Origin of the sequence: Streptomyces olivochromogenes (assembly GCF_001514115.1) — a bacterium.
GTDB classification, from domain to species: domain Bacteria; phylum Actinomycetota; class Actinomycetes; order Streptomycetales; family Streptomycetaceae; genus Streptomyces; species Streptomyces olivochromogenes.
This window is the reverse complement of the sequence record NZ_KQ948452.1, coordinates 776,259-800,696: the sequence shown is the minus strand read 5'-3', so window position 1 is coordinate 800,696 and position 24,438 is coordinate 776,259. Positions and strand designations below refer to the sequence as shown.

Sequence of the window (24,438 nt, the reverse complement as noted above, 5' to 3'; positions counted from 1 at the left end):
CACCCAAGGAGATACGAGAACCGTGACGGACATCGTCGACGAGCTGAAGTGGCGGGGGCTGTTCGCCCTGTCCACCGACGAAGATGCTTTGCGCAAGGCGCTCGCGGACGGTCCCGTCACGTTCTATTGCGGCTTCGACCCGACCGCGGCCAGCCTGCATGTGGGGCACCTGGTGCAGGTCCTCACCATGCGTCGTCTCCAGCAGGCGGGCCTGCGCCCGCTGGCCCTGGTCGGCGGCGCGACGGGCCAGATCGGCGACCCGCGCCCGACCGCCGAGCGCACGCTGAACGACCCGGAGACGGTCGCGAACTGGGTGACGCGCCTGCGCTCGCAGATCGAGCCGTTCCTGTCCTTCGAGGGCGAGAACGCCGCGGTCATGGTGAACAACCTGGACTGGACGGCCGGCCTGTCGGCCATCGAGTTCCTGCGGGACATCGGCAAGCACTTCCGCGTCAACAAGATGCTGACCAAGGACTCCGTGGCCCGGCGCCTGGAGTCCGAGGAAGGCATCAGCTACACGGAGTTCAGCTACCAGCTGTTGCAGGGCATGGACTTCCTGGAGCTGTACCGACGTCACGGCTGTACGTTGCAGCAGGGCGGCAGCGACCAGTGGGGCAACCTCACCGCGGGCCTGGACCTGATCCACCGCCTGGAGCCGCACGCAGGCGTGCACGCGCTGGCGACACCGCTGATGACCAAGGCGGACGGCACCAAGTTCGGCAAGACCGAGGGCGGCGCCATCTGGCTCGACCCCGAGATGACGACGCCGTACGCGTTCTACCAGTTCTGGCTGAACGTGGACGACCGGGACGTCTCGACGTACCTGCGGATCCTGTCCTTCAAGTCCCGCGAGGAACTGGAAGAGCTGGAGCAGCAGACCGAGGAGCGCCCCCAGGCCCGCGCCGCCCAGCGCGCGCTGGCCGAGGAGCTGACGACGCTGGTGCACGGCGCCGACCAGACGGCCGCGGTGATCGCCGCGTCCAAGGCTCTCTTCGGCCAGGGCGAGCTGACCGGGCTCGACGGACGGACGCTGGCCGCGGCACTCTCCGAGGTGCCGCACATCCAGGTCGCCGAGCTCGGCCCGGTGGTGGACCTCTTCGCGGAGGTCGGCCTGGTGGCCAGCAAGTCCGCCGCGCGCCGCACGGTCAAGGAGGGCGGTGCCTACGTGAACAACGTCAAGGTCACCGCCGAGGACGCGGTCCCCGCCAAGGAGGACCTGCTGCACGGGCGCTGGCTGGTGCTGCGCCGCGGCAAGAAGAACCTGGCGGCGGTGGAGGTCACAGAGGCCTAGACACGAGTCGCTGAGGCCCGGACACGACGAGGGGGCGGTTTCCCGTGCGGGAGACCGCCCCTTCGGCGTACGCGATCATCGGGCTTCGCGCTTGCTCGTCAGGCTCTTTGCTTGTTGCCCCGCAGCGCCATGTACGCCATGTCGCCGAGGAAGACGATGATGATCGCGGCCACGAGCTGGAAGGCGTGGCGGCTCCAGTCGATGCCTCGGGTCTCGGCGACGCCGACCGCCCGGGCGATCGCGTTGCCGACGATGGCTCCGAGGATGCCGAAGATGGTGGTCAGCCAGAGTGGGCTGTGCTGCTTGCCCGGAAGGATCGCCTTGGCCAGCAGGCCCAGCACGAAGCCCACGATGATCGCCCACAACCAGCCCATGTCTGCCTCCTAGTACGGCTCTACGTGAGCATTACGCCCAGTCTCGGCGTGTGCGCCATACGGCGCATGTCGGGCGCGGCCGTACGCGGTACGGCGCATCATGTCCACCCAGGCCGGACCCGCCCCGGTCTCGAAGGCGACGGAGTCGCGGCGTAACGTGGGACGTGTTCGGGCCTGCTTCCAGACCGGGTTCGGACCGGGTACGGGCCGGGGAGAGTCCGACACAGAGCAGGTGGTGGAACGTGATGCGGAAGCAGAGCAAAGGCCAGGTCTTCCGGATCACCGGGGCCAGGCAGGGGCTCGACGAGGACGTCCGCGGCAGGCAGCGCCGCTATGTCATCTCGATGTCCGTCCGTACGGTCGCCGTGATCCTCGCCGCGACCCTCTGGAACGTGGAGCGGCACGTCGCGATCGTGGCACTGGTGCTCGGCATACTCCTCCCCTACATCTCCGTGGTGATCGCCAACGCCGGACGGGAGAACGCGCCGTCGCTGCCGTCGACTTTCGTCACCCTGCCCGGCCCTCCGATGATCGCGCCGCCGCGCCCGGACACCTCCGCGGAATCCGTCCCGGAGGACGTCGTGACCGACCCCGGGGTGCGTCCGGGAGGCGGCCCGCACGAGCGGGCCGAGCCCGACTCGACCCTCACCTGACCACGGGGGATCCGCCGAAAACGGAATCCGATCGCTCACCAAGCTCAAGAAAAGCTCAGATCAATCATGTTGTTCCGGTGCCGGGCAGCGGGCTAGCCGTGACATACTTCGTACGCGCTCCGCATCCCCCGTCGGAGCGACAGACCGACGCCGGGCAGCTCCCCCCGTGGCTGCTCGGCGTCGCCTTTTCGGGACCGTTTAGGGTTGAGGCGTGACTTTCCCGCTCCCCGACATGTCCCCGGCCCCCAGCACCCCGCAGTGCTCCGCCAAGGGCTGCCGCACCGATGCCGTGTGGGTCCTCGCCTGGAACAACCCGAAGCTGCACACGCCCGAGCGGCGCAAGACGTGGCTCGCCTGCGAGGAGCATCGCGAGCACCTGTCCACGTTCCTCGGCGTGCGGGGCTTCTTGAAGGACGTGGTGCGGCTGGAGGACTGGGAGGAGCCGGAGGGCTGAGCGGTGCTGGAAGTGCGGGTCGGCTGTGGCTTGTCGCGCCCACACGGCGGAGCCGCATGTGTCACAGCCCCGCGCCCCCCCCGAGGGGGCGCCCTGCCTCGACGGGGTCACTAGCCGCCGATCGACGACATCGGTCTGGCCGGCTGGAGGAACGAGGGGTCGTCCAGGCCCGAGCCCGCCTTCTTGCCCCACATCGCGAGGCGCCAGATGCGGGCGATCTCCTCGTCGGGGGCGTCCGAGCGGAGGGCGTTGCGCAGGTCGGTCTCCTCGGTGGCGAACAGGCAGTTACGGATCTGGCCGTCGGCCGTGAGGCGCGTACGGTCGCAGGCCGCGCAGAACGGGCGGGTGACCGAGGCGATCACGCCGACGCGGTGCGGGCCGCCGTCCACGAGCCAGCGCTCGGCCGGGGCGGAACCCCGCTCGTCGACGCCCTCCTCGGTGAGCGCGAAGCGCGTCCGCAGCGAGGCGAGGATGTCGCCCGCGGTGACCATGCCCTCGCGCTTCCAGCCGTGCTGGGCGTCCAGGGGCATCTGCTCGATGAAGCGCAGCTCGTAGTCGTGCTCCACCGCCCAGGCCAGGAGGTCGGGGGCCTCGTCGTCATTGAGGCCCGGCATCAGCACGCAGTTGACCTTGACGGGGGTCAGGCCGGCGTCGCGGGCGGCTTCGAGGCCCGCGATGACGTCCTGGTGGCGGTCACGGCGGGTGAGGGCCTTGAAGACGTCGGGGCGCAGGGTGTCCAGCGAGACGTTCACCCGGTCCAGACCCGCGGCCTTCAGGGCGGTGGCGGTGCGCTTGAGGCCGATGCCGTTGGTCGTCAGGGACATCTGGGGGCGGGGTTCGAGCGCGGCGACCCGCTCCACGATGCCCACGATGCCGGGGCGCAGCAGGGGTTCGCCGCCGGTGAAGCGGACCTCGGTGATGCCGAGGCGGGTGACCGCTATCCCGATGAGACGGACGATCTCGTCGTCCGAGAGCAGGTCGGGCTTGGCCAGCCATTGCAGGCCCTCTTCGGGCATGCAGTACGTACACCGGAGATTGCACCTGTCCGTCAGTGAGACGCGCAGGTCGGTGGCCACTCGGCCATAGGTGTCGATGAGCACGTGGGCCCCCTCCCTCGTTGCGGATCACTTTCACTCGACACGATCGAGCCTACGTGACGCGACTGACATCAACCCCGGCCGGATCCCACGAGACGCGGCGCGGCCGCGTCGTAGAGATCTACGACGCGGCCGTCGGCGAGGGGGATCAGTGTGCTCCGGTGCCCGTCAGGGACCGCACCTCCAGCTCGGCGTACTTGCCGGCGTCCGGCTCCTCCTTGGACAGGAGCGTGCCGAGCCAGCCCAGCAGGAAGCCGACCGGGATCGAGATGAGGCCCGGGTTCTCCAGCGGGAACCAGTGGAAGTCGACGTCGGGGAACATCGAGGTGGGCTTGCCCGAGACCACCGGCGAGAACAGCACCAGGCCGACCGCCGTGATCAGCCCGCCGTAGATCGACCACAGCGCGCCCGGGGTGGTGAACCGCTTCCAGAAGAGGCTGTAGAGGATCGTCGGCAGGTTGGCGGAGGCGGCGACCGCGAAGGCGAGCGCGACCAGACCGGCGACGTTCAGGTCGCGGGCGAGGGCGCCCAGCAGGATGGACACGGCGCCGATGCCCACGGTCGCGTAGCGGGCGGCGCTCATCTCCTGTTTCTCCGTGGCCTGCCCCCTCTTGATGACGTTCGCGTAGATGTCGTGCGCGAACGAGGAGGACGAGGCCAGGGTCAGGCCGGCGACGACGGCGAGGATCGTGGCGAAGGCGACGGCGGAGATGGAGGCGAGCAGGATGGCGCCCCAGTTGGAGTCGACGCCTCCCAGGTGCAGTGCCAGGAGTGGCGCGGCGGTGTTGCCCGCCTTGTTGGAGGCGATGATCTCGTCGGGTTTGATCAGCGCGGCGGCGCCGAAGCCGAGGGCGAGGGTCATCAGGTAGAAGGCGCCGATGAGGCCGATCGCCCAGTTCACCGACTTCCGCGCGGTCTTCGCCGTGGGCACGGTGTAGAAGCGGATGAGGATGTGCGGCAGGCCCGCGGTGCCCAGGACCAGCGCCATGCCCAGGGAGATGAAGTCCAGCTTGGTGGTGGACGTGGCGCCGTACTTGAGGCCGGGCTCCAGGAAGGGCGCGCCCTTGCCGCTGTTGTCGGCGGCCTTGCCGAGCAGGTCGGAGATGTTGAAGTTGAACTTCAGCAGCACCAGGAAGGTGAGCAGCAGGGCGCCGATGATCAGCAGGACGGCCTTGACCATCTGGACCCAGGTGGTGCCCTTCATGCCGCCGATGGTGACGTACACGATCATCAGGACGCCGACGAGGGCGACGATGCCGATCTTGCCGCCGTCGCTGGTGATGCCGAGGAGCAGCGAGACCAGGACGCCCGCGCCGGCCATCTGGGCCAGCAGGTAGAAGATCGACACGACGATGGTGGAGGTGCCCGCGGCGGTACGGACCGGGCGCTGGCGCATGCGGTACGCCAGTACGTCGCCCATGGTGTAGCGGCCGGAGTTGCGCAGCGGCTCGGCGACCAGGAGGAGGGCCACCAGCCAGGCGACCAGGAAGCCGATGGAGTAGAGGAAACCGTCGTACCCGAAGAGGGCGATCGCGCCCGCGATGCCGAGGAACGAGGCCGCGGACATGTAGTCGCCGGAGACGGCCAGGCCGTTCTGGAAGGCGGTGAACTGCCGTCCGCCCGCGTAGAAGTCGGCGGCGTCCTTGGTCTGGCGGCCCGCCCAGACGGTGATGACGAGGGTCGCGGCGACGAACACCGCGAAGAGGGTGATGATCAGCGGCCGGTGCTGACTGGCCTCACCGGCGGCGAGCACGGTCGTCTGTACGGGGCTCATGCGTCGCCCTCCAGCCGGGACTTGATCGCTTCGCCCTTGGGGTCGAGCTTCGCGGCGGCGTACCGCGAGTACCACCAGGCGATGAGGAACGTGGTGAGGAACTGGGCGAGCCCGAGGACCAGGGCGACGTTGATGTTGCCGACCACCTGGGTGCCCATGAAGTCGCCCGCGTAGTTCGAGAGCAGGACGTACAGCAGGTACCAGGCGATGAAGGCGACGGTCAGCGGGAAGGCGAAGGAGCGGTGTGCGCGCCGCAGTTCGGCGAACTCGGCGCTCTCCTGCACCTCGACGAACTGCTCGGTCGAGGGCAGCCGGGGATCGGCCTTCGATGGGGGCGGTGCGTCGGTAGCCACGAAGTCTCCTCGCGTTGCGGGTGCGGTTACGACGGTGGACGGGGGCGAGTCGGAGCTCGCGGACGGGGACGGCTGGGGTGCGGACATACGGTTGCGACCTCACAGTGACCTGGATCACGTAACTGGGAGCGACGTGTTTGTTCCTGTACGTGATCCGACAGGGGGCTCGATCGTCCTCGGGCTCCCTGCTCAAGGTCACGGCGCCACGCGTGGACCGGTTCAACTCCCCCGACTTCTTTCGGAAGTCATCTCCGGAAGTCATTGCTGGCCAGCTGGGACGGGAGATAGCTTCGGCCTGCAGTACTCGTCATGCACCTGCCGAAGCGCCACCCGCACCAGCCTCAGCACCATCACGCACCTGCCCGAGCACCACCTGTGTTCGGGCGGCTTTCGTTTCCGGATGATGTGGAGATCCCATGGCTCATCTGCGTTCCAGACGTCGCCTCGCCCTCGCGGTGCCGGTCGTCCTGTCCCTCACCGCCTCGCTCGGTTTCCTGCCGGGCGCCGCGTCGGCGGCCCCGCTGACCGCGTCCGCCACGCCGAGCGCGGACGGCCCCAACCTCGCGTACGTGGTCAACACCAGGACGGACCACCGCACGATCGAGTCGGTGGAGAAGGCGATCTCCGCGGCGGGCGGCACCGTCGTCATCGCCTACGAGAAGATCGGCGTGATCGTCGTCCATTCCGCCAACCCGGACTTCGGCAAGCGGATCCGCGCTGTGCGCGGGGTGCAGTCGGCGGGCGCGACCCGGACCGCGCCGCTGACGGCCGCGGGGACGACGGACGAGGGCGCGGCGCAGATGCTGTCCGCCGCCGAGGCTTCCAAGGTCTCCAAGACCGCCGCCGCGGGCGAGGAGCCCCTGGAAGCCGACCAGTGGGACCTGCGCGCGATCGGCGCCGACAAGGCCGCGAGGACCAACCCGGGCAGCAAGAGCGTGACGGTCGCCGTGATCGACGTCGGCGTCGACGACACCCACCCGGACATCGCCCCGAACTTCTCCCCCTCGCAGTCCGCGAACTGCGTGGGCGGCAAGCCGGACACCACGTTCGGCGCGTGGCGCCCCGTGGACGCCGACCACTACCACGGCACCCATGTCGCGGGGGAGATAGCCGCCGCCCGCAACGGCATCGGTGTCGCGGGCGTGGCGCCCGGTGTGAAGGTCTCGGGCATCACCGTGGCCGAGCCGGACGCGAGCCAGCTCTTCTACCCGGAGAGCGTCGTCTGCGCCTTCGTCTTCGCCGCCGACCACGGCGTGGAGATCACCAACAACAGCTACTACGTGGACCCGTGGCTCTACAACTGCCTCGACGACCCCGACCAGAGGGCCATCGTCGACGCCGTCAACCGGGCCCAGCTGTACGCCCAGAAGAAGGGCACTCTCAACGTCGCGGCGGCGGGCAACTCCAACGACGACCTCGACTCGAACGCCCTTGAGGACGCCTCCAGCCCCGACGACTCGACCGCCGTGACCCGCACGGTCGACCCGCACAAGTGCTTCGACGTACCGACCCAGCTGCCGGGCGTCGTCACGGTCGCCTCGACCGGCGTCACCGGTGCCAAGTCGTACTTCTCCAGTTACGGCAAGGGCGTCATCGATGTCGCCGCGCCGGGCGGCGACAAGTACCAGATCCCGGACACGCCGTCGAAGAACGGCCGCATCCTGTCGACGATGCCGAACAACCAGTACGGCTTCCTGCAGGGCACGTCGATGGCGACGCCGCACGTCGCGGGCGTGGCCGCGCTGCTGAAGTCCAAGTACCCCTGGGCCTCGCCGGCTCAGCTCCAGGCGCTCCTCAAGGCCGAGGCGGACAACCCCGGTTGCCCGACCGCCCCGTACGACGGGGACGGCGACGGCGTCGTGGACGCCACCTGCGTGGGCGGCAAGCACGTCAACGGCTTCTACGGAGCCGGGATCGTCAACGCGCTGCGCGCGGTCAAGTAGGTCCGGCCGAGTAAGTCCGGCCGGACGTCACATGAGCTTCCGCACGGCTCGTACCGCTCGTACCGCGAATGAACTGGAGACTCCATGACCGCGCCTCGCAAGCGCTCCCGTCGCGCCATAGCCCTCCCGCTCGGGATGGCCACGGCGACGGCCCTCGCCTTCCTGCCGAACGTCAGCGCCTCGGCGGCCGACACCGACAGCTCCGCCGCGCAGACCGCCACGACGACGGCGGACGCGACCGCCCTCAGCTATGTCGTCAACGTCCGCCCCGGGCACGGCACTTCCGCCTCCGTGAAGAAGGCCATCGCCAAGGCGGGCGGCACGATAGTGACGTCGTACGACCAGATCGGCGTGATCGTCGTGCACTCCTCGAACGCCGACTTCGCCAGGACGGTCCGCGGCGTACGCGGGGTGCAGTCGGCCGGCAACACGCGCAACGCGCCGCTGCCCGCGCAGTCGACCACCGACATGGGCGCTCCCCAGGTGCTCACCGCGGCGCAGGAGAAGGCCGCGAGCGCCGAGGCCGCCGCCGGACAGGACCCGCTGGAGTCCCTCCAGTGGGACCTGCCCGCCATCAAGGCGGACAAGGCGCACGAGAAGACCCTCGGCAGCAGCAAGGTGACGGTCGCCGTGATCGACACCGGTGTCGACGACACGCACCCCGACATCGCGCCGAACTTCAACCGCGACGCCTCGGTCAACTGTGTGACGGGCAAGCCGGACACCACCGACGGGGCCTGGCGGCCGACCGCCGCGGAGAGTCCGCACGGCACCCATGTCGCGGGCGAGATCGCCGCCGCCAAGAACGGCGTCGGCGTCACCGGCGTCGCGCCCGGCGTGAAGGTCGCCGGCATCAAGGTGGCCACGACGGCCGGCTACTTCTACACCGAGGCCGTCGTCTGCGGTTTCGTGTGGGCCGCCGAGCACCACGTCGACGTGACCAACAACAGTTATTACACCGACCCCTGGTACTTCAACTGCAAGGACGACCCGGACCAGAAGGCCCTGGTCGACGCGATCACCCGGGCCTCGCAGTACGCGGAGCACAAGGGCACCGTCAACGTCGCCGCGGCGGGCAACGAGAACTACGACCTGGCCGCCGACTCGATCACCGACCCGGTCTCCCCGAACGACGGCACGCCCTCGGACCGGGTGGTCGACCCCTCCAAGTGCCACGACATCCCCACCCAGCTGCCGGGTGTGGTCACCGTGGCCGCGACGGGCGCCAAGGGCATCAAGTCGTCCTTCTCCAACCACGGCCTGGGCGTCATCGACGTCGCCGCGCCCGGCGGCGACTCGACGCGCTACCAGACCCCGGCACCGCCCGCCACCAGCGGCCTGATCCTCGGCCCGCTGCCCGGCGGCACATGGGGCTACATGGCCGGTACGTCGATGGCGTCCCCGCACGTCGCCGGTGTCGCCGCCCTCATCAAGTCGACCCACCCGCACGCCTCCGCCGCCCTGGTGAAGGCGCTGCTGTACGCGGAGGCCGACGCCACGCCGTGCACCGACCCCTACGACATCGACGGCGACGGCAAGGTCGACGCGGTGTGCGAGGGCACGAAGAACCACAACGGGTTCTACGGCTGGGGCACCGTCAACGCGTTGAAGGCGGTCACGAAGTAGCCCTGTGAGCGGGAGGGGCCGGGGCGCGCGGCCCGGCCCCTCCCGCCATGTTGATCCAGTACACCCGGCATAGTGCCGCCATGACTCGTACGGACTTCGCGTGGGCAGCTCTGGGCGGCGACCCCGCACTCGTCTCACGGATCTCGACCGTCGCACGGGAGGGCGTGCTGCCCGCACGGCTGCCGGTGCGCGGGACGGCCCGGGCGTGTGTCGCGGTCTGTGCCCTCGCCGGGGCCGAGCTGACCGCGGGCCGCACCGGAGGCAAGACGCCCGAGGTGCGTGTCGACGACGGGGCTGTCGCCACCGCGTTCCACAGTGAGCGGCATCTGCGCGTCGACGGTCGTGAGCCGGTCAACTTCGCCCCGCTGTCGCGGTTCTGGCGGACGGCGGACGGCTGGGTGCGCACCCACGCGAACTATCCGCACCACCAAAGGCGGCTGCTGGGCGCGCTGGGTGTGCCGGAGGGCCGGGGCTCCCTCACCGAGGTGGTCGCCGAGGTGCTCGCCGAGCGTTCGGCCATCGAGGTGGAGAAGACGGTGTACGCGGCCGGCGGGCTCGCGATCGCCCTGCGCACGCCCGGCCGGTGGGCGGCGCACCCACAGGGGCGGGCGATCGCCGCACACCCGCTGGTGGTCCGCGAGCGGCTGGACACGGCACCCGTACGACGGCTCGCCCCGCTCGCCGGTCATCCGCTGCTGCCCGCCGCGGGCCTACGCGTGCTGGACCTCACCCGGGTCATCGCGGGCCCGGTCGCCACCCGCACGCTCGCCCTCCTCGGCGCGGACGTCCTGCGGATCGACAGCCCGCGCCTGCCCGAGATCGACGACCAGCACGCCGACCTGGACTTCGGGAAGCGGTCCGCCACGCTCGACCTGGCGGCGCGCGGGGATCGCCCGGCCTTCGAGGAGTTGCTCGCCGAGGCCGATGTCGTCGTCACCGGCTACCGGCCCGGCGCTCTGGACCGGTTCGGGCTCTCCCCGGAGGCACTGGCGGAGCGGCGGCCCGGTCTGGTGGTGGCGCAGTTGTCGGCGTGGGGCGGGTACGGGCCGTGGTCCGGGCGGCGGGGCTTCGACAGCCTCGTGCAGGTCGCCACCGGGATCGCGGAGATCGAGGGGTCCGCGCGGCGGCCGGGTGCGCTGCCCGCGCAGGCCCTCGACCACGGCACGGGGTACCTGCTGGCCGCCGCGGTGCTCCGGTCGCTCACCGAGCAGACCAGGCAGGGCGGGACGCGGCTCGTCCGGCTTGCGCTCGCGCGGACGGCCGCGTGGCTGGTGGACGGGCCGGCGCACCGGGACGAGGAGGCCGCCGGCACCTCGTACGAACCGGGCCCCTGGCTCGCCGAGACCGACAGCGGCCTGGGCCGGCTCAGATACGCGCGGTCGCCCGTCTCCTTCGCCGGCGGCCCCTCCGACTGGGCCCGGCCGCCGGGACGTTGGGGGACGGACCCGGCCCGGTGGGCCTGAGCCACCGGGCCGGATCGAGCGCCGACCGCGCCCGGTGGGCGTGAGCGAGGCGTCGGCCGGAAACGTACCTATGGGCGGAATGCCGAACCACCGCTTGTTTCCCTGCACTTGCCCGGTTCTGTGCCGACTGGTGAAGATCTTGGGGTGACCTTGATACGACCGACAGCCGAGGCGGCCGACGCGAGTGGTCCGGCGCGGCGCCCCGCAGCCGGACGCGCCGTCGCCCTGCTCGTCCTGGTGGCCGTGGCCGCCCTGATCCCGCTGCTCGGCCCGCGCACCGCGCTGGACGGCACCGGCGAGGCGGCCGCCCCCGGGGTCAGCGGCATCGCCCTGCTGCGCGCGGCCCTGTTCGCGGCGCTGTGCGTCCCCGTGGGCGAACTGTTCGCGGCCCGGCTGGCCCGCCGGGTGCCGGGCGCGCCGCTGGAACACGCGCCCCGCAGCTGGGCGCCCTACGCCGCGGCGGTCGGGTTCGTCGCCGCGCTGGGGCTCGCCTCGGTGGTGGCCACCGGCAATCTGCTGCCGCACCACCTCTCCGACATGGACGTCGGCGGGCTCTACCAGAGCCGGGACGGCAAGCTGGCGCTCCTGGAGGTCAACGCGTTCCTGGCCGCCGGGCTCTGCGCCCTCTCACGGAGACCGGCCGCCCAGGTGTGGCCGCTGGCCGCGGTGGCCCTCGCGGAGGCGCTGCGCGCCCACCCGGCGCCGGAGCACGGCCCGCTCGTCGGCTCCGGTCTGACGCTCGTTCACGTGACCTGCGCGGCCCTGTGGACGGGCGGCCTGCTGCACGTGCTGCGGATACTGAGCGCCTGGCGCGCCTCTGGGGAGACGGAGACGGCGGAGAAGGCCGGGACGGCGGTTTCGGCGGACGCGGCCGGCGCGGCGCTTCTGGGCCTCTACGCGCGCGTGGCCGCCGTCCTGTTCGCGGCCCTCACCGCGACGGGCGTGTGGAGCGCACTGCGCCGCATGCCGCCCGGCACGGTCCTGGACCAGCTGACGGCGACGTCCTACGGGCGCGCCCTGCTCGCCAAGCTGGTCCTGGTGGCCGCCGTCGCCGTGCTGGCGCTGCTCGCGCGGCTGCGGCTGCGCCGGGCCGCCGACCGGCTCAGCGCCTGTGTGCCCGCGCGCGCGGAGGTGGTGGCACTGGGCCTGGTCGTGGCGGTGTCGGGGCTGCTGACGGCGCTTCCGCTTCCGATCAGGTGGTCATGAGCATCAGGTGGTCATGAGCCGTTGGTGACGAGCACCTTGAGGGCGGTGCGCTCGTCCATCGCCTTGTAGCCCTCGGGCACGCCTTCCAGACCGACGGTCATGTCGAAGACGGGCGACGGGTCGATGGTGCCGTCCAGGATGTCGGGCAGCAGCTCCGGGATGTACGCACGCACCGGCGCCACACCGCCGCGCAGCGCGACGTTCCGGTCGAACATCACACTCAGGTCGAGGCCCGTGCCGCTGCCGTGCGGCACACCGACGAAGCCGATGGCGCCGCCGTCGCGGGTGATGTTCACGGCCGTCCGCATGGACTGCTCGGTGCCGACCGCCTCCACGACGGCGTGCGCGCCCTGTCCGCGGGTCAGCTCGCGGACGGCCTCGACGGCCGCCTCGCCGCGTTCGGCGACGACGTCCGTGGCACCGAAGGCGCGCGCGATGTCCGTACGTGCCTGGTGGCGTCCGAGCGCGATGATCCGCTCGGCGCCGAGCCGCTTGGCGGCCAGCACGGCGCACAGCCCGACGGCGCCGTCCCCGACGACCGCGACGGTGGCGCCCTTGCGGGCTCCCGCGCCGAGGGCCGCGTGGTGACCGGTGCCCATGACGTCGGAGAGCGTCAGCAGGGCCGACAGCAGGTGGTCGTCGGAGGCCGCCTCCTTGGGCAGCTGTACGAGGGTGCCGTCGGCGAAGGGGACGCGCACGGCCTCGCCCTGACCGCCGTCGTAGCCGACCGCGCCCCAGAACCCGCCGTGCTCGCAGGAGGTGGTGAGGCCCTCGCGGCAGTAGTCGCAGACGCCGTCCGACCACATGAAGGGCGCGACGACGAGGTCGCCGCGGCGGACGCCGGCCACCTCGGAGCCGGTCTCCTCGACGATGCCGAGGAACTCGTGCCCGATCCGCTGCCCCGCCTGCCGTGCCGCCTCGCCCCGGTAGGCCCACAGGTCGCTGCCGCAGATGCAGGACCGCAGCACCCGCACGACCGCGTCGGTGGGCAGTTGCACCAGAGGCTCGGGGACGTCCTCCACGCGCATGTCGTACGGGGCGTGGATGGTGGTGGCGCGCATGACGAGGATCCTTCTCGGCCGATCGGCTGGGTGAGATGCGCTCAGGGGGTGGTTGAGCGCATCTCACCGTACGCCGCCCTCGCCGCGGTATGCGCGCCGAGGGTGCCCTGCACTCCGCTGACCAGCAGGAACTGGGCGGCGGCATAGGTCAGCATGATCCAGAAGTCCGGCCTCGGGAGCTGCGGCCAGTCGGCGACGCCGGTGGCGATGAGGGTGTCGGACAGCAGGAAGAGCGCCCCGCCCGCGCCCGCGACGGGTCCGAACCGGGTGCTCGCGGCCGCCATCGCGGTCAGCAGCAGGCTGTAGCCCGCGACGGGGACACGGAGGCCGGCGGGAAGATCGGGCCACAGGAGGGTGACGGTGACGACGAGGGCGAGGACGTACGCGCCACCGAGCCAGGCCGAGGGCCCACGCACGTGTGGAGGGCGATGGGGCGCATCCGGCCTTCTGAAGAGCAGGAGATAGCAGACGTGACCGGCCGCGAAGGAGGCCATTCCCACGAGGAAGGCCGGGTCGGCGTCGGACAGCAGCAGTACGTCGCCGCCCCAGCCGCAGAGCAGGGCGGCCACCAGGAGCCGCGGTCCGCGGCGTACGACCGCGTGGGCGGCGAGCAGGGGCATCAGAAGCGGCTTGGCGACCAGATGCCCCGGGGTGAACCCGACGGCCAGGGAGACGAGGTCCACGGCGGCGGCCACGCCGAAGGAGACGAGCAGCACGCGCGCGTGCCGTGGGCTCACGCGGCGGGCTCCGTGACCGGCTCGCGCCCCGCGGACTTCGGCGTCGGCTGCCAGCCGGGGCCGCCAAAGACGCGCCCCGCGCGCTCGCGCCAACCGGTCGCCGCCTTCAGGTCCCTGGCGATGGCGGCGTACTCGTGGGTGGCGACGCGCAGGGGGTTGTACGTGGCGATGTTCTTGGTGAGCCCGTAGACGGGCCGCTCGGTCTCGGCGACGAAGGACCCGAAGAGCCGGTCCCAGACGATGAGGATCCCGCCGAAGTTGCGGTCCAGATAGCCTCCCTGGGAGGCGTGGTGGACCCGGTGGTGGGAGGGCGTGTTGAGCACGAACTCGAACCAACGGGGCATCTTGTCTATCCGCTCCGTGTGGATCCAGAACTGGTAGACGAGGTTCGCCGACGAGCAGAAAGCCAGCGCGGCGGGGTGCACACCGAGAGCGATCAGCGGCACGTAGAAGGGCCAGACCGTCCAGGTCGTCCAGGGCTGGCGCAGCGCGGTGGTGAGGTTGAACTTCCGGCTGGAGTGGTGGACCACGTGGCAGGCCCACAGGACGCGGATGACGTGGTGCCCGCGGTGCGACCAGTAGTAGAAGAAGTCCTGCCCCAGCAGCATCAGCGGAACGGTCCACCACAGGACGGCCACCCGCAGCGGCGTCAGTTCGTAGATCGCCGTGTAGATCGCGACGATCGGGATCTTCCACAGGAAGTCGAAGACGAGACTCCCGAGCCCCATGCCGACGCTCGTCGCGGCGTCCTTCGCCTCGTACCCCGCGGCATCGTCGTCCGGATGGATCCTGACGCTCACCACCTCGATCACGGTGAGCAGCACAAAGGCGGGTATCGACCACAGCACGACATCGGGCAGGTTCGGCATGGATGCACCGTAGAACCGCGGCTCGGCCGCGGCTAGACGTTGTTACCCACAAGTATTACCGAGGGTACGCGCTTGCTTATTGGTGATCTCCGCCAAGAGCGCCGACAGGTCCGGACCGATGCCCGTCAGATGTCCGCCCGGCAGATGTCCGCTCGGCGCTCGTCACGCCCCGGCCGCCCCCAACAGCACCCCCGCCGCATAGGTGACCCCCATCGCCAGCGCACCCCCGCCCACGTTCCGCAGTACCGCGCGGCCCGGGTTCGCGGAGCCCAGGCGGGCGCTCAGCCAGCCGGTGAGGACCAGGGCGGCCAGTACCGAGAGCACGGTGACGCCCAGGCGCCAGGCCGCCGGTGGCAGGACGATGGCGAGGAGGGGGAGGAGGGCGCCCACGGTGAAGGAGAGGAAGCTCGCCCAGGCCGCGTGCCAGGGGTTGGTGAGGTCGTCGGGGTCGATGCCGAGTTCCACACGCGCGTGGGCCTTCAGGGCGTCGCGTTCCGTGAGCTGCTCGGCCGCCTCGCGGGCCACCTCGCGGGTCAGGCCGCGCTGCTCCAGGAGTTCGGTCAGCTCCTCGAGTTCGGCATCCGGCTGTTCGCGCAGTTCGCGTCGCTCCAGCGCCAGGGCGGCCTTCTCGGAGTCCAGTTGGGTGGAGACCGAGACGTACTCGCCCGCCGCCATCGACATGGACCCGGCCAGCAGCCCCGCGAGGCCCGCCGTGAGCAGCGCGGAGCGGTCGTCCGTGGCGCCGGCCACGCCGACGACGAGGCCCGCCGTGGAGACGATGCCGTCGTTGGCGCCCAGCACCGCGGCCCGCAGCCAGTTCAGGCGGGAGCCGAGGGTGCCTTCGTGGGCCTCGTCGTGCATGGGTACGGTCACACGGGGAGGATGCCACCCGGCGCGTCACCAGACCCGTACTGACGCTCCCCGCGCGAACACCGGGCTCGTCGCGTCCGCCGGGGGTCGCGTCAGCGGTTCGGCCAGTTCCGCCACGGTCGGTCCCGCCTTCGCCGCGAGGGCGTCCAGGGCGTCGAGGTCGAAGCCGTACACCCGGGCGGCGTTCCCGCCGACCATCGCGGCGACCTCCTCGCGCGGCACGCCCGCGTACGCGCAGCGCAGGCCCTCCCGGGAGTAGGGGTAGGTGCCCTCGTCGTGCGGGTAGTCGCTGCCCCACATGATCTTGTCGACGCCGATCCGCGCCCGCAGCGGCACCTCGTGCGGGCGCATGAAGCTCGCGCCGACGAAGCAGTTGTCCCGCCAGACGTCCGAGGGGCCCTTGCCCATCGACTCGGCGAGTCCCGCGCCGAACTTCGACTCCGCCGTCGACCTCTTCGACCTCTTCGCCGCCGCCGACAGCCTCCCGTGGTAGTAGTCCAGCATGTCGAGCACCCCGGGGATCCAGCCCGAGCCCTGCTCGGTCAGCACCAGCTTCAGGCCCGGGTGGCGGCGGAAGGCGCCGCCGAAGATGAGGTGCCAGAGCGCGCGGTGGGAGAACCAGGTCGTCTCGACCATGAAGACCGCGCGGGCCGCCGGTTCCTCGCCCAGTGGCGGGGACGCCGAGCCCGCGTGGTGGTTCACGGGGACACCCAGCTCCTCGCAGACCGCCCAGATCGGGTCGTACGTCGACGAGTACAGCTCGGGCAGTCCCGAGCCCGGTGGGGTGCCGGGGAGCAGCAGGCCGCCCCTGAGGCCCGCCCGGGAGGCCCACCTGATCTCCTTCACCGCCTCCGCCACGTCGTTCAGGAGGATCTGGAAGACACCCGCGCGGCGGCCCGGAGCGGCCGCGCAGAAGTCCGCGAGCCAGCGGTTGTGGGCGCGCAGGCCCGCCCAGCGCCGTTCGAACTCCTCGGCGGTGGGGGCAGGCGCCATCAGGGCGGCCGACGGGAAGAAGGGCGGGATGGTGTTGGGGAACACCACCTCCGCGACGATGCCGTCCTCCTCCAGCTCCGCCAGGCGCCGTGCGGAGTTCCAGTTCCTGTCGGCGGTGTCGGCGAGCAGGTCCTCGTACGGATTGACGTACGTGGCCGCCCACGCGTCGAACGCCTCGTGGTGTTCCTTCGCCAGGTAGGGCCGGTAGTCCAGGAGGTCCGCTCCGGCGTGGCAGTCCGCGGAGATCACGGTGTAGCGGTCGGTCACGGGGCCGTTCGTGGGGGCGCTCACGGCGTCGCCCCCAGGACCGGGAAGTCGTGGTCGGTCAGCCAGTGGCGGCCCACCTCGCGCGAGCGTGCCCAGGACGCCTCCACGGCCCTCTGGTCCTCGCTCTGGCCGAGGTCGGCCGGGGTCGGGCCGATGCGCCGGGCGAGCGGGGTCAGCCGCTCGACGTCGAAGCCGAAGACCTCGGCGGCCGCGAGGCCGAGCATGCGGCGGGTCTCCGCGACCGGGATGTCGTGGAAGGTGCGCCGCAGCCACGCGCGGGTGTCGGGCCAGGTCCCCTCGGGGTGCGGGAAGTCGCTGCCCCAGAGGATGTTGTCGACGCCGATCTCGTAGCGCTGGGCGAGTTCGCGGCGCTTGGTGTTCGTCGCGCAGATGAAGAGCTGCCGGTCGAGGTACTCGTGCGGGGGCCGCTTCAGCTCGGCGAAGGGCGACAGCTTCTTGCCGCCGTGCGCGCCCAGGTAGAGGCGGTCCATGAACCAGAGGAGGTTCGGCAGCCACCAGCAGCCCGACTCCGCCACCCCGAACCTCAGCCCCGGGTGGCGTTCGAAGACGCCCGACCAGAGCAGGAACCACAGGGGGCGCGCGGGCCACCAGGTGACTTCGGAGACGTAGATCCCCAGGTGGTCGCCGTACTCGTGGCGCGGCGCGGCGCCGGAGTGCGTGACCACCGGCATCCCGCACTCGGCGGCGGCCGCCCACACGGGGTCGTAACGGCGGTCGTGGTAGGGCTCCTTGTCGACCCACATGGCGGGGATCATCAGGGCGCCGAGTCCCGACTCCTTGGCGCGGTACACCTCGGCGACGACCGCGTCGGGGGCCGCCGTGATCGGCAACAGGGCCACCCCGCAGTGCCGTTCGGGGTTCTCCCCGACGAACTCCGCCAGCCAGCGGTTGTGAGCCTGCGCGCCCGCCATGCCGAGCTGTGGGTCGTGGTCGCCGGAGAGGCCGAGGCCCACGCCGAAGGGGGCCGCCGTGCGGCTGTCCACGGCGTCGGCGTCCGGGAAGACCACCTCCCCCGCCACGCCGTCGCCGTCCAGCTCCTTGAGGCGCTGCGCGGTGTCCCAACCACCGCGCAGGCCCTCCTCGTTGTCCTGGAACCAGCGGTCCGCGAACGCCTCGTTGCGGATGCCGAGCCGGTTCATCTCCTCGCGGCGCCGGCCCTGGCCCGCGAGGAACTCGTCGAAGTCCCGGTGGAACCGGGAGTCCAGGTAGGGCCGGTACTCCTCGGTGGGGAGCCCGGCGTGGCAGTCGGAGGAGATGATCAGATAGGGGTCCCGGTCGGTCATCGCCCGCCTCCTCAGTCCAGGATGAAGTGCTCTAGGTACGACGGGTCGGCCCGGTCGAGCATCGACTGCGACCTCGCCCGGATCTGCCGGTCGCTGTGCTCGCTCGCGGGCAGCAGCCAGAACCGGCCCTCCCGGATGCCGTCCGCCACCAGGTCGGCGACCTCCTCCACCGGCGTGAACCGCACCTCCTGCCCCGCCTCCTTCATCGCGGCCTCCCACTGGTCGAGGCTGCGGTAGGGGGTCTTCCTGGGGCGCTGTTTCGCGTAGCGCTCGGGCCGGTTGCGGTGCGACTCCCACAGGCCGGTGCGGAGCATGTGAGGCCCGGGGAAGAGCACCGACGCCCCCACACGCGCGTGCTCCGCCTTGAGATGCGCGTACAGGGACTCGGTCATCGTCACGACGGCCGCCTTGGTGACGGCGTACACGGAGGCGGTCGGCAGCGGGGCGATCCCGCCGTCGCCGGACGAGGTGTTGACGACGTGGCCCGGCTCTCCCGCGGCGATCATCCGCGGCACGAAGGCCTGGATGCCGTGGAAGACACCCCAGACGTTGACGGCGAAGGCCCACTTCCAGTCGTTCGGATCGTGCTCCCACATGCGGCCCTCGGCGCCGGAGCCGACCCCCGCGTTGTTGCACAGGACATGCACGGCGCCGTACTTCTCGTACGTCTCGGCGGCCAGCGCGTCGAGCTGTTCGCGCTCCGAGACGTCCACCACGCGCGCGTGCACCTGCGCCCCGTCCTCCCGCAGCGTGGCGGCGGCCTTCTCCAGGGCGCCCTCCTCGACGTCCGCGAGGACCACCTTCAGACCGTCCGCCGCGAACCGGCGCGCCATCGCGAGCCCGATACCGCTCGCCGCGCCGGTGACGACGGCGACCTGCCCCGCCCGGAGATCCATCAGGCGCTCCCTTCCGGCGGCCCGTCGAGGATCTGCCGCGGATCGTCGTAGCGCTGATGGATGTACGGCAACAGGGCCTGGGCGCTGACGCGTTCGGCCACCCGGCCCGTCTGGTCGGTGGTCTTCTCACCGAGGGTGATCTCGACCAGTTCGCGTACGGGGAGGTCGGCGACCGGGTCGTACATCGACTCGCGCAGCACGACGTCCCCGGTGACGCGCTCCAGCCTGCGCACCCTCTCGTTGCGTACGCAGTGCACGAGCACGGGGTGGGCGTCGAAGCCCGAACCGTCCACCGCGGGAAGGAACTTGAAGTAGAAGTCGGTCTTCCGGGCGGGCTCGGGCAGCGGCAGGTCACCGCTCACCGCGCCGCGCACCTCGACGAAGGCGATGCCGTGCCGGGCGAGTGCGGCCCGTACGACGAGGCCGTCGCGTTCCACGGTGACCTCGCCGAGCTTCTTGGGCTCACCGAAGACCTCACGGCCGCCGATGAGCGCCCGCTCGTGGGTCATCGGCATGACCAGCGGGTACCAGCCCTCGACGCCGTCGTGCGCCGCGGCGACGGCGAACGAGCCCGCGCCGAGCGGATAGCCCGGCAGGTCCACCTTGCTGATGTTCACCCGGACCAGGGGGCGCCCGGTGGGTTTGAGCGGGGGTGGCAGGACCGCCGCGACCGCGTCCGGATCACTCTCCCAGACGGCCACCACACCGGTGGACCAGATGTCGGGGAGCTTGGCGCTCGCGGTGCGCGCGGCGGCGATCTCCGCCTCGGTCCGTGCGCCGTACCTCACTCGTGCCATGTCCGTACCGCCCTTCGTAGGCGCTACCTGCTGGGGCGCGGAGCACGCTTGCAGGACACCGTCGAAAGGTCCATAGCCATGCGTCAGCCATGCGCCCGGGACCGCGCGCCGGGGCGGACCAACCGGTGACCCGCGCCACAAAAGGCACCCCTGTCCCCCACTGACCGCGTCAACTCCGGGGGCCGGACCGTCCGTCGGTTCCGGGAAGGTGGGGGCCGGACTGTCAGTCAGGGCCCGTATCCTCAATGACCATGCTCGAAGACCTGACGACCGCAGCGTCACCAGCCCCCTGGCCGGCCGCGTATCCGCAGGGGTACGCGGTCGTCGACGTGGAGACCACCGGCCTTGCCCGCGACGACCGGATAATCTCGGCCGCCGTCTACCGGCTGGACGCGCGCGGCGAGGTCGAGGACCACTGGTACACGATGGTCAACCCGGAGCGGGACCCGGGCCCGGTCTGGATCCACGGTCTGACGACCGAGGCGCTCGAAGGCGCCCCGCTCTTCCAGGACATCGCCGAGGAGTTCTCCGACCGGCTCGCCGACCGGGTGCTCGTGGCGCACAACGCGGTCTTCGACTGGTCAATGATCGCGCGGGAGTACGCGCGCGCGGAGCGTGAGGCGCCGGTGCGTCAGCGGCTGTGTACCATCGCGCTCTCCAAGGAACTGGGCCTGCCGCTGCCCAACCACAAGCTGGAGTCGCTGGCCGCGCACTTCGGTGTCGTACAGCAGCGGGCGCACCACGCGCTGGACGACGCGCGCGTACTGGCCGAGGCGTTCCGGCCGAGCCTGCGGGCCGCCGCGCGGGACGGCATCCGGCTGCCGCTCCTGGAGTGCCGGCCGCTCAAGGAATGGTCCGAGAGCCCCGCGGCACCGCGGATCGGACGGCAGTCCGGTCCGAGTGGTCAGTCGTCCGGCGGCTACTCGTCCGGTGGCTACCCGTCCGGGAGTTGGCGGCCCTCACGCAAACGCCCCGCATGCCCCTATCCCAACCCGGGTCGCTACGAAGCGGACAAACCACTCAAGCAGGGTATGCGGGTCGCGTTCTCCGGGGACACGTCCGTCGACCGCGAGCTGCTGGAGGACCGTGCCGTCGAGGCCGGCCTGCATGTCGCGACGAGTCTGTCCCGGCTGACCAGCCTGCTCGTCACCAACGATCCGGACTCCAGTACGTCCAAGGTGGTCAAGGCCAAACAGTTCGGGACACCGGTGATCGACGAGGCGGCGTTCGGCCAGCTGCTGCGTGACGTGGCGCCGGCCTCGGAGAAGTGACCCCGGAGGGCTGAAGAGAGGCCGGGGTCGCTGACGGACGTACGGGTGATTGCCGGGCGACTCGCCCGGCGCCCGCTCGCCCGCGCCGCGTCGGCACCTCACCCTGTGGCGCATGGCGAGATGCGAAGTGTGCGGCAACGACTACGGCATGACCTTCGAGGTGCACGCGCAGGGCGCGGTGCACGTCTTCGACTGTTTCTCCTGCGCGATCCACCGGATGGCCCCCATCTGCGAGCACTGTCGCGTGCAGATCATCGGCCAGGGCGTCGAGGTCGAGGGCCACTGGTTCTGCGGCGCGCACTGCGCCCGCGCGGAGGGCAAGGTGGGCATCATCGACAAGGTCTGAGAGCCGAGCGGGACGGTCCCAGAGCACACGTTCCCCGCGTGGCGACGCACACCCCCCTGAATACGCCCCACGACCGAGTTGTACGGTCGTGGGGTGTACCGCTTCCTGTTGTCCCGGCAGTGGGTGATTCTCACCCTCGTGGCCCTCCTGCTCATCCCCACGATGATCAAGCTGGGCTTCTGGCAGCTGCACCGTCATGAGCACAAGGTCGCGCTGAACAAGGTGATCTCGCAGTCGCTGACGGCCACGCCGGTGCCCGCCGAGTCGGTCACCGCGCCGGGGCAGCACGTCAAGCACGCGGACCTGTACCGCCGGGTGACCGCGAAGGGCACCTTCGACACCGCGCACGAGGTCGTCGTGCGGCGCCGCACCAACGCCGACGGCGAGGTCGGCTACCACGTCCTGACCCCCCTCGACCTGGACGACGGCCGGGTGCTCCTCGTCAACCGGGGCTGGATCGACTCGAACGGCTCACAGACCGCGTTCCCGAAGATCCCGGCGCCCGCGCAGGGCGAGATCACCGTCACCGGACGGCTGATGCCCGATGAGACGACCGGCGACAGCGGCATCAAGAACATCCAGGGCCTGCCCGACCGCCAGGTCATGCTGATCAACAGCGAGCAGCAGGCCAAGAGCCTCGGCAAGCAGGTCCTCGGCGGGTACATCGAGCAGACGGCGCCCGCGCCCAGGGGTGACTCCCCCGAACTGATCCCCGACCCCGAGCACAACGACATCGGTCCGCACATGGCGTACGCGATCCAGTGGTGGCTCTTCTCCGCGGGCGTGCCCGTGGGCTGGCTGATCCTGGTCCGCCGGGAGCGCCGCGACCGGGCCGAGGCCGCCGCCTCCGCGACCGCGCCGGAAGCGGCCACGGTGGCCGCCTGACCCCTGGCCCGCCGCGCCCGTATTTCCCCGGCCGGTGTCACCCGGTCGGCCCCCGACCCGATTGGCCCCGGCCTTCGCCGGGAACTCGCCCCACGTGCACCCACGTATCGAGGACTACGCGCTCATCGGGGACGAACAGACCGCCGCGCTGGTGGGACGGGACGGGTCCGTCGACTGGCTCTGTCTGCCACGGTTCGACTCGGCCGCCTGCTTCGCCGCGATTCTCGGCGACGAGAACCACGGTCGCTGGCGGATCTCACCCACGGGGGCGGGCCCCTGCACCCGGCGGGCGTACCGGCAGGACACGCTGGTCCTGGACTCCGAATGGGAGACGGACGAGGGCGCGGTCCGCGTGACCGACTTCATGCCACAGCGCGAGCACGCCCCCGATCTCATCCGCGTCGTCGAAGGGCTCAGCGGCCGGGTGACGGTGCACAGCACCCTGCAACTGCGCTTCGACTACGGCTCCGTCGTGCCGTGGGTGCGCAAGGCGGACGGCCAGCGGGTGGCGGTCGCGGGCCCGGACTCGGTGTGGCTGCGCAGCGAACCCGCGGTACGCACCTGGGGCAAGGACTTCCGTACGCACTCGGAGTTCACCGTGGAGTCCGGCGAGAAGGTCGCCTTCGTCCTGACCTGGCATCCCTCGCACCAGTCGCGCCCGCCGCTCGTCGACCCGTACGAGGCACTGGGCTCCAGCGTCGAGGACTGGCAGGCGTGGGCGGCGCGCTGCCGTTACGACGGTCCGCACCGAGACGCCGTCGTGCGCTCCCTGATCACCCTCAAGGCCCTCACCTTCGCCCCGACCGGCGGCATCGTCGCCGCCCCCACCACCTCGCTCCCGGAGGAACTCGGCGGCGTCCGCAACTGGGACTACCGCTACTGCTGGCTGCGCGACTCGACCCTCACCCTGGGCGCGCTCCTGTCGGCCGGGTACCACGAGGAGGCCGAGGCCTGGCGCGACTGGCTGCTGCGCGCGGTCGCGGGCGACCCCGCGGACCTGCAGATCATGTACGGCCTCTCCGGCGAGCGCCGGCTGCCCGAGTTCGAGCTGCCGTGGCTGCCCGGCTTCGGCGGCTCGTACCCGGTCCGGATCGGCAACGAGGCCGTGAAGCAGCTCCAACTGGACGTGTACGGCGAGGTCATCGACTCGCTCTCGCTGGCCCGGCGCTCGGGCCTGCCGTCCAAGCCACACATGTGGCGCCTGCAGTGCGCCCTGATGGAGTTCCTGCGGACCGCCTGGCGGCAGCCGGACGAGGGAATCTGGGAGGTGCGCGGCCCACGCCGGCACTTCGTGTACTCGAAGGTGATGGCGTGGGTGGCGGCCGACCGCGCCGTCCGGGCGCTGGAGAGCGAACCGGAGCTCGTCGGCGACCTGGAGGGCTGGCGCACGATGCGCGAAGAGGTGCACAAGGAGGTGTGCAAGTACGGCTTCGACAGCGAACGCAACACCTTCACGCAGTCCTACGGGTCACGCGAGCTGGACGCCTCACTGCTGCTCATCCCCCGCGTCGGATTCCTGCCGCCCGACGATCCCAGGGTCGTCGGCACCATCGACGCGGTACGCGCCGAGCTCGCACGCGACGGCTTCCTGCTGCGCCGCTACAGCGACGAGGGCGTCGACGTCGACGGGCTGCCGGGCGGCGAGGGCACCTTCCTCGTCTGCTCGTTCTGGCTCGCGGACGCGCTGCACATGACGGGCCGCACGAAGGAGGCCCGCGAGCTGTTCGAACGGCTGATCGGCCTGGCCAACGACGTGGGGCTGCTGTCCGAGGAGTACGACCCCGTCGCGCGCCGCCAGCTCGGCAACTTCCCCCAGGCGTTCAGCCACCTCGGCCTGGTGGGAACGGCCTTCAACCTGTTCGGTGAAGCGCATCCGGGAGGAGCCGAGACGACCGGATAGGGGAGGAT

The 24,438-nt window shown here is 71.1% G+C and carries 23 protein-coding genes; 11 read left to right on the top strand and 12 right to left on the bottom strand.

Going from position 1 to position 24,438, the window contains the following annotated elements:
* Window positions 1-22 precede the first annotated feature (22 nt).
* Window positions 23-1,291 (top strand): tyrosine--tRNA ligase, encoded by a 1,269-nt coding sequence (gene tyrS, locus AQJ27_RS09485; protein ID WP_067364572.1) that lies wholly within the window; start codon window positions 23-25, stop codon window positions 1,289-1,291.
* 98 nt (window positions 1,292-1,389) lie between these two features.
* Here tyrS and AQJ27_RS09480 read toward each other — a convergent pair whose 3' ends face one another.
* The gene (locus AQJ27_RS09480) at window positions 1,390-1,665 is read right to left on the bottom strand and encodes a GlsB/YeaQ/YmgE family stress response membrane protein (RefSeq protein ID WP_067364569.1); all 276 of its coding nucleotides are present in this window, start codon (window positions 1,663-1,665) and stop codon (window positions 1,390-1,392) included.
* 245 nt (window positions 1,666-1,910) lie between these two features.
* On the opposite strand from AQJ27_RS09480, the gene AQJ27_RS09475 reads away from it, so the two are divergent.
* Both AQJ27_RS09475 and AQJ27_RS09470 read left to right on the top strand, forming a co-directional pair.
* Complete coding sequence (locus AQJ27_RS09475) at window positions 1,911-2,318, top strand: DUF3099 domain-containing protein (RefSeq protein ID WP_079064875.1); 408 nt, start codon at window positions 1,911-1,913, stop codon at window positions 2,316-2,318.
* A 232-nt stretch (window positions 2,319-2,550) separates the two neighbouring features.
* Window positions 2,551-2,772 (top strand): hypothetical protein, encoded by a 222-nt coding sequence (locus tag AQJ27_RS09470; protein WP_067364563.1) that lies wholly within the window; start codon window positions 2,551-2,553, stop codon window positions 2,770-2,772.
* A gap of 110 nt (window positions 2,773-2,882) precedes the next feature.
* On the opposite strand, the gene moaA is transcribed toward AQJ27_RS09470, so the two are convergent.
* The 3 genes from moaA to AQJ27_RS09455 form a co-directional block, all read right to left on the bottom strand.
* Window positions 2,883-3,872 carry a GTP 3',8-cyclase MoaA gene (gene moaA, locus AQJ27_RS09465; RefSeq protein WP_067364560.1) on the bottom strand — a complete coding sequence of 330 codons (990 nt, stop codon included), beginning with the start codon at window positions 3,870-3,872 and terminating at the stop codon, window positions 2,883-2,885.
* A gap of 145 nt (window positions 3,873-4,017) precedes the next feature.
* The gene (locus tag AQJ27_RS09460) at window positions 4,018-5,643 is read right to left on the bottom strand and encodes a solute symporter family protein (protein ID WP_067364556.1); all 1,626 of its coding nucleotides are present in this window, start codon (window positions 5,641-5,643) and stop codon (window positions 4,018-4,020) included.
* The gene (locus AQJ27_RS09455) at window positions 5,640-5,996 is read right to left on the bottom strand and encodes a DUF485 domain-containing protein (protein ID WP_067364553.1); all 357 of its coding nucleotides are present in this window, start codon (window positions 5,994-5,996) and stop codon (window positions 5,640-5,642) included. The genes AQJ27_RS09460 and AQJ27_RS09455 overlap by 4 nt, the downstream gene beginning before the upstream one ends.
* Window positions 5,997-6,412: 416 nt before the next feature.
* Here AQJ27_RS09455 and AQJ27_RS09450 point away from each other — a divergent pair, with 416 nt between their 5' ends.
* The 4 genes from AQJ27_RS09450 (at window position 6,413) to AQJ27_RS09435 (ending at window position 12,234) form a co-directional block, all read left to right on the top strand.
* Window positions 6,413-7,939, top strand: coding sequence for a S8 family serine peptidase (locus AQJ27_RS09450; RefSeq protein ID WP_067364550.1), 1,527 nt, complete (start codon window positions 6,413-6,415; stop codon window positions 7,937-7,939).
* A gap of 84 nt (window positions 7,940-8,023) precedes the next feature.
* The gene (locus AQJ27_RS09445; RefSeq protein WP_067364547.1) at window positions 8,024-9,565 is read left to right on the top strand and encodes a S8 family peptidase; all 1,542 of its coding nucleotides are present in this window, start codon (window positions 8,024-8,026) and stop codon (window positions 9,563-9,565) included.
* Window positions 9,566-9,645: 80 nt separating this feature from the next.
* Entirely contained in the window at window positions 9,646-11,028 is a 1,383-nt protein-coding gene (locus AQJ27_RS09440) for a CoA transferase (RefSeq protein ID WP_067364874.1), read from the top strand.
* 144 nt (window positions 11,029-11,172) lie between these two features.
* Window positions 11,173-12,234 carry a CopD family protein gene (locus AQJ27_RS09435; protein WP_067364544.1) on the top strand — a complete coding sequence of 354 codons (1,062 nt, stop codon included), beginning with the start codon at window positions 11,173-11,175 and terminating at the stop codon, window positions 12,232-12,234.
* An 11-nt stretch (window positions 12,235-12,245) separates the two neighbouring features.
* Here the strand turns inward: AQJ27_RS09435 and AQJ27_RS09430 are convergent, their stop codons facing one another.
* The 8 genes from AQJ27_RS09430 to AQJ27_RS09395 form a co-directional block, all read right to left on the bottom strand.
* Window positions 12,246-13,295, bottom strand: coding sequence for a zinc-dependent alcohol dehydrogenase family protein (locus AQJ27_RS09430; RefSeq protein WP_067364541.1), 1,050 nt, complete (start codon window positions 13,293-13,295; stop codon window positions 12,246-12,248).
* A 41-nt stretch (window positions 13,296-13,336) separates the two neighbouring features.
* The gene (locus AQJ27_RS09425; protein WP_067364538.1) at window positions 13,337-14,032 is read right to left on the bottom strand and encodes a lysoplasmalogenase; all 696 of its coding nucleotides are present in this window, start codon (window positions 14,030-14,032) and stop codon (window positions 13,337-13,339) included.
* The gene (locus tag AQJ27_RS09420; protein ID WP_067364535.1) at window positions 14,029-14,901 is read right to left on the bottom strand and encodes a sterol desaturase family protein; all 873 of its coding nucleotides are present in this window, start codon (window positions 14,899-14,901) and stop codon (window positions 14,029-14,031) included. The genes AQJ27_RS09425 and AQJ27_RS09420 overlap by 4 nt, the downstream gene beginning before the upstream one ends.
* A gap of 162 nt (window positions 14,902-15,063) precedes the next feature.
* A complete protein-coding gene (locus tag AQJ27_RS09415; protein ID WP_067364532.1) occupies window positions 15,064-15,774 on the bottom strand; it encodes a VIT1/CCC1 transporter family protein in 711 nt (236 codons plus the stop codon).
* A 24-nt stretch (window positions 15,775-15,798) separates the two neighbouring features.
* Window positions 15,799-17,055: an amidohydrolase family protein gene (locus AQJ27_RS09410; RefSeq protein ID WP_425275193.1), complete on the bottom strand. Its 1,257-nt coding sequence runs from the start codon at window positions 17,053-17,055 to the stop codon at window positions 15,799-15,801.
* Window positions 17,052-18,335, bottom strand: coding sequence for an amidohydrolase family protein (locus AQJ27_RS09405; RefSeq protein WP_067364526.1), 1,284 nt, complete (start codon window positions 18,333-18,335; stop codon window positions 17,052-17,054). The genes AQJ27_RS09410 and AQJ27_RS09405 overlap by 4 nt, the downstream gene beginning before the upstream one ends.
* An 11-nt stretch (window positions 18,336-18,346) precedes the next feature.
* Window positions 18,347-19,231, bottom strand: a complete 885-nt coding sequence (locus tag AQJ27_RS09400; RefSeq protein ID WP_067364523.1) for an SDR family oxidoreductase — start codon at window positions 19,229-19,231, stop codon at window positions 18,347-18,349.
* Window positions 19,231-20,028: an acetoacetate decarboxylase family protein gene (locus AQJ27_RS09395; protein ID WP_067364520.1), complete on the bottom strand. Its 798-nt coding sequence runs from the start codon at window positions 20,026-20,028 to the stop codon at window positions 19,231-19,233. The genes AQJ27_RS09400 and AQJ27_RS09395 overlap by 1 nt, the downstream gene beginning before the upstream one ends.
* Before the next feature lie 251 nt (window positions 20,029-20,279).
* On the opposite strand from AQJ27_RS09395, the gene AQJ27_RS09390 reads away from it, so the two are divergent.
* The 4 genes from AQJ27_RS09390 to AQJ27_RS09375 all read left to right on the top strand — a co-directional run bounded on the left by AQJ27_RS09390 (window position 20,280) and on the right by AQJ27_RS09375 (window position 24,430).
* Window positions 20,280-21,299, top strand: coding sequence for a DEDDh family exonuclease (locus AQJ27_RS09390; protein WP_067364871.1), 1,020 nt, complete (start codon window positions 20,280-20,282; stop codon window positions 21,297-21,299).
* A 112-nt stretch (window positions 21,300-21,411) separates the two neighbouring features.
* Window positions 21,412-21,645: a hypothetical protein gene (locus AQJ27_RS09385; RefSeq protein ID WP_054232337.1), complete on the top strand. Its 234-nt coding sequence runs from the start codon at window positions 21,412-21,414 to the stop codon at window positions 21,643-21,645.
* A 93-nt stretch (window positions 21,646-21,738) separates the two neighbouring features.
* Complete coding sequence (locus AQJ27_RS09380) at window positions 21,739-22,530, top strand: SURF1 family cytochrome oxidase biogenesis protein (RefSeq protein WP_067364517.1); 792 nt, start codon at window positions 21,739-21,741, stop codon at window positions 22,528-22,530.
* A gap of 94 nt (window positions 22,531-22,624) precedes the next feature.
* Entirely contained in the window at window positions 22,625-24,430 is a 1,806-nt protein-coding gene (locus AQJ27_RS09375; RefSeq protein ID WP_067364514.1) for a glycoside hydrolase family 15 protein, read from the top strand.
* The last annotated feature ends 8 nt before the right edge of the window (window positions 24,431-24,438 follow it).

Bases quoted from the DNA above. Each gene is read 5' to 3' on its own strand.
- AQJ27_RS09480 (WP_067364569.1), bottom strand. From the start codon at position 1,665: ATGGGCTGGTTGTGGGCGATCATCGTGGGCTTCGTGCTGGGCCTGCTG.
- AQJ27_RS09475 (WP_079064875.1), top strand. From the start codon at position 1,911: ATGCGGAAGCAGAGCAAAGGCCAGGTCTTCCGGATCACCGGGGCCAGG.
- AQJ27_RS09470 (WP_067364563.1), top strand. From the start codon at position 2,551: ATGTCCCCGGCCCCCAGCACCCCGCAGTGCTCCGCCAAGGGCTGCCGC.
- AQJ27_RS09460 (WP_067364556.1), bottom strand. From the start codon at position 5,643: ATGAGCCCCGTACAGACGACCGTGCTCGCCGCCGGTGAGGCCAGTCAG.
- AQJ27_RS09450 (WP_067364550.1), top strand. From the start codon at position 6,413: ATGGCTCATCTGCGTTCCAGACGTCGCCTCGCCCTCGCGGTGCCGGTC.
- AQJ27_RS09445 (WP_067364547.1), top strand. From the start codon at position 8,024: ATGACCGCGCCTCGCAAGCGCTCCCGTCGCGCCATAGCCCTCCCGCTC.
- AQJ27_RS09440 (WP_067364874.1), top strand. From the start codon at position 9,646: ATGACTCGTACGGACTTCGCGTGGGCAGCTCTGGGCGGCGACCCCGCA.
- AQJ27_RS09430 (WP_067364541.1), bottom strand. From the start codon at position 13,295: ATGCGCGCCACCACCATCCACGCCCCGTACGACATGCGCGTGGAGGAC.
- AQJ27_RS09420 (WP_067364535.1), bottom strand. From the start codon at position 14,901: ATGCCGAACCTGCCCGATGTCGTGCTGTGGTCGATACCCGCCTTTGTG.
- AQJ27_RS09405 (WP_067364526.1), bottom strand. From the start codon at position 18,335: ATGACCGACCGGGACCCCTATCTGATCATCTCCTCCGACTGCCACGCC.
- AQJ27_RS09400 (WP_067364523.1), bottom strand. From the start codon at position 19,231: ATGGATCTCCGGGCGGGGCAGGTCGCCGTCGTCACCGGCGCGGCGAGC.
- AQJ27_RS09395 (WP_067364520.1), bottom strand. From the start codon at position 20,028: ATGGCACGAGTGAGGTACGGCGCACGGACCGAGGCGGAGATCGCCGCC.
- AQJ27_RS09390 (WP_067364871.1), top strand. From the start codon at position 20,280: ATGCTCGAAGACCTGACGACCGCAGCGTCACCAGCCCCCTGGCCGGCC.
- AQJ27_RS09385 (WP_054232337.1), top strand. From the start codon at position 21,412: ATGGCGAGATGCGAAGTGTGCGGCAACGACTACGGCATGACCTTCGAG.